The 3,275-nt window shown below is 41.4% G+C and carries 4 protein-coding genes; 2 read left to right on the forward strand and 2 right to left on the reverse strand.

Annotated features, from left to right (window positions below):
- Together RQ763_RS10905 and RQ763_RS10910 are read left to right on the forward strand one after the other, a co-directional pair.
- The coding region (locus RQ763_RS10905) for a DNA polymerase IV (protein ID WP_314152992.1) at window positions 1–953 on the forward strand (953 nt) is incomplete at its 5' end.
- 12 nt (window positions 954–965) lie between these two features.
- On the forward strand, window positions 966–1,904 hold the full coding sequence (locus RQ763_RS10910) for a DUF234 domain-containing protein (protein WP_314152993.1): 939 nt from the start codon (window positions 966–968) through the stop codon (window positions 1,902–1,904).
- On the opposite strand, the gene RQ763_RS10915 is transcribed toward RQ763_RS10910, so the two are convergent.
- Both RQ763_RS10915 and RQ763_RS10920 read right to left on the reverse strand, forming a co-directional pair.
- A complete protein-coding gene (locus RQ763_RS10915; protein ID WP_314152994.1) occupies window positions 1,901–2,698 on the reverse strand; it encodes a J domain-containing protein in 798 nt (265 codons plus the stop codon). The genes RQ763_RS10910 and RQ763_RS10915 overlap by 4 nt on opposite strands.
- Before the next feature lie 59 nt (window positions 2,699–2,757).
- Window positions 2,758–3,275: nitrilase-related carbon-nitrogen hydrolase (locus RQ763_RS10920; RefSeq protein WP_314152996.1), on the reverse strand; the 518-nt coding region annotated here is incomplete at its 5' end.

Consider the following 3,275-nt stretch of genomic DNA (forward strand, 5'->3'; position numbering starts at 1 on the left):
CTCTCTGTCCTCATCTCATCATAAAAGCTCCCGACATGTCGCTCTATCAAAAGCTCTCACATGAGCTTCACGACTTTTTGTCTTCCAGAATTCCGCTTGTCGAGCAGGCGAGCATAGATGAGTTTTACGGGGATCTTAGCGGGTGGATTGATGATGAGGATATACCCAGATTTATCGATGATTTACGACATGAGATAAAAAAGATTACACTGCTTCCGGTCTCAATCGGAGCGGCACCGACACGCTACATCGCCAAACTTGCCACTTCACATGCCAAACCTTTTGGCTGCAAAGTCCTGTGCGCTGATGAAGTGCAAAGTTTTATAGAGAAGATTCCCGTCGGTGCGTTTTCCGGTATCGGCAAAAGTATGAAGGCAAAACTCGAAAGTGCGCAGATTCACACGCTCGGAGAGCTGAGCAGAAGAAGAGGAACACTTGAGTCATGGAGCCCTTACGCAAAAGAGCTCTACGCCAGAGTTTGCGGACTTAGCGATGATGAAATTCATACAAAACATGTACGCAAATCCATAGGAATTTCACGAACATTTGACCCGCTCTTTGATAGAGACGAACTTAGAAGAAGAGTGCATGTTCTAGCCCGCCATCTCAGCTTTGCCATCTTGAAACTCAAAGTTATTCCTACCGTTTTTCATCTCTCCCTTGCCTATGAGATGAGTCAAAAATCACATAAGAACATCACTCTGTGCGAGATTTTTACCGAGAAAAAATTTGACTCTTTGTGCGTAACGCTCTTTAATGAAGCAGATATTCATAAAAGACTCCACATTATCCGCATAAGCATAAACTGCTCAAGTTTTACGAGAGAGTCAAGAAGGGGGCTCTCACTTATAGGCTTTCATGACGAACAAAGAATGCAGAAACTGACCCAACATTCGCAAAACATAAGAGAAAAATACGGCATCGATATGTTGAAATGGGGAAGTGAATTATGATAGAATAAATCAATGATAAAAAACAGACTCTTAGAGCAGTTCCGCTCCTTTTACTCAAGAAATTATCCAGATGACATGGAGACGCAGATTGAGTACTTTTCAATCTTTGGCGGACTCGGCTGGGAGATAGATACGACCAAAGAGATTGACTCTCTTATAGAAGAGCTCCTCCTAAATAATTTTGTATCGCTTAGAAAAAAGATAGAGGATTTAACTCTTGCGGACAAGGGATGCCTTCGTCTTCTTCGTGCTTTGGCAGTTGGTGATCGAAAGATATTTTCAGCATTTAACAGAGCTGGACTTAACAATGCAAACGGCGGAAGCGCGCTTAACTTTTTAGAGCAAAAAGGACTTGTTCAGATAGAGTTCTCAAGAGAGGAGCCGGCTCGCAGCCTAAATCCAAATGGGAAACTAAGAAGAGAGGTGGCGAGATACAGAATCTCTCACAAAGTTCTCTTTACGCACCCATTCATAAGGTTTTGGTTCTACTTTATCGCCCCGCATGCAAGAGAGATTGAAGCGCTTAAGTATGAGACTTTCTTTAAAGATTTTCACAAAAGAAGACACAGCTATACGAGTCTGGTTTTTGAGGAGCTCTCCGAAGTTTTGCTCAACTATAACCTCAGAGACGCACAGATTTTAAGCTCAGGAAGCTATTGGGATGCGAATGTCGAAATAGATATATTGACTATTACAAAAGATGAAAAAATTTACGTCGCAGAGTGTAAATGGTCAAATCACAAAGTCAACAAAAGCGAGTGGCATAAGCTTTTGGACAAGTGTCAAAAACTCGGTATTGAGCCTACTCAGGCAGTTATTTTTTCTAAAAGAGGTTTCTCAAAAGAGCTGCTTAGCCATCAGGGCAAAAAACTTGCCCTCTACAGCGCGCAGGATTTTGAAGCACTTGTAAAAAGTGCAAAAAAAGAGGAGATTATAGATAACTTTTTCTAAATTTTCAGTGCGGAATATGCCTCTTGAAGAAGTTGAAACTTCTGTGTATAGTGCTCTACCATGTGTGGAGCCTCTTGCAAAATCTTATCTGGATGGTATGCTTTTGCAAGTCTTTTATAGCTGTCTCTTAGAGCGCTTTGACTTGCTCCTACCGGACACTGCAGGATTGCGTAAAAATTGTTTTTTTGTGTATCTTCGTCCTCTTTGCAGAGACTCCCAAAACTATATTTTGCAAAATCACTATATAGCTTGCTCATAAAACGGTTGTTGTAGCTATATTTTATCTGGTAGTGCAAAACATGGCGCTTGTTAAGAGCTCTCTCCAATCTTGCCTTTGCCTTATATTCGGAGACATCAAGCACTAAAGAGACATCGGTTCCTCTCTCGACATAAACTTCAAGTTGCGAACGCAGATAACTTAGAATCCATGAGTTTGGATAATCAAGCGAAATAAGCACAGTGTCACTGTTGTAAGCGTAGAGATTGACTTTTACCTCTTGAGGCTCTTCTTGTTTGCCCAGCTCTATTCGGATTGGCTGATTTCCAAATTTAATAAGTGAACGAAGAAAAAATTCGTGTGAAAAATCATGTTTTGCGGCATGATGTTGGGAGAGCTGGTTTATAAATATTTTTCTATCATCCGCCAAAGTGTCATTTCTAAAGACCATTACAGCTTTTGGTAAAAAAAGCATCCCTCTTGAATGATGATTTAAAAAATCCTTCATCCATTGAGTATTTAGCGTATCAAAATCTGTAGTAACAAGAATAAGGCTATCTCTTAATACTATATCCATCAACTCAACCCTTTTTTAGACTCTTTTGCTATCTACATTGTAGCAAAAATGGTTCCAAATCAGCAGATGTTTTTATACATTTGGGGTTGTCTGTCTCTTATGAGTCCCCAATAGTGTCTCAGTTTCTGATTCCCTTCTATGTCAAACTCTGCGTAGAGTATCTCCTCTTTGTCCCTAGAGGCCTCTGCAATTTTTGCTCCAGCGTAGTCTGTTATAAACGATGAGCCGTAAAAATTGAGGCTGCATGTCTCGCCCATCTCTTCACCAATTCTGTTTGCGACAACCACGGGAACGGTATTTGTCGCGGCATGTCCCATCTGAACTCTCTGCCAATGCTCTTTTGAATCAAGATGAATCTCAGGTTCACTTCCAATCGCTGTCGGGTAGAAGATAATCTCCGCACCCATTAGCGTCAGAGCTCTTGCCGTTTCACAAAACCACTGATCCCAGCATATGCCCACACCTATTTTTGCGTACTTGGTATCGTAGACTTTAAACCCTGTGTTGCCGGGTTTGAAGTAGAACTTCTCCTCATATCCGGGACCGTCTGGAATGTGCGTTTTGCGGTAGTTGTCCA

Source organism: Sulfurimonas sp. (assembly GCF_032250635.1).
Lineage (GTDB): Bacteria > Campylobacterota > Campylobacteria > Campylobacterales > Sulfurimonadaceae > Sulfurimonas.

Excerpts from the sequence above, each read along its gene's own strand:
- RQ763_RS10915 (WP_314152994.1), bottom strand. The coding sequence starts at position 2,698 with ATGGATATAGTATTAAGAGATAGCCTTATTCTTGTTACTACAGATTTT.
- RQ763_RS10910 (WP_314152993.1), top strand. The coding sequence starts at position 966 with ATGATAAAAAACAGACTCTTAGAGCAGTTCCGCTCCTTTTACTCAAGA.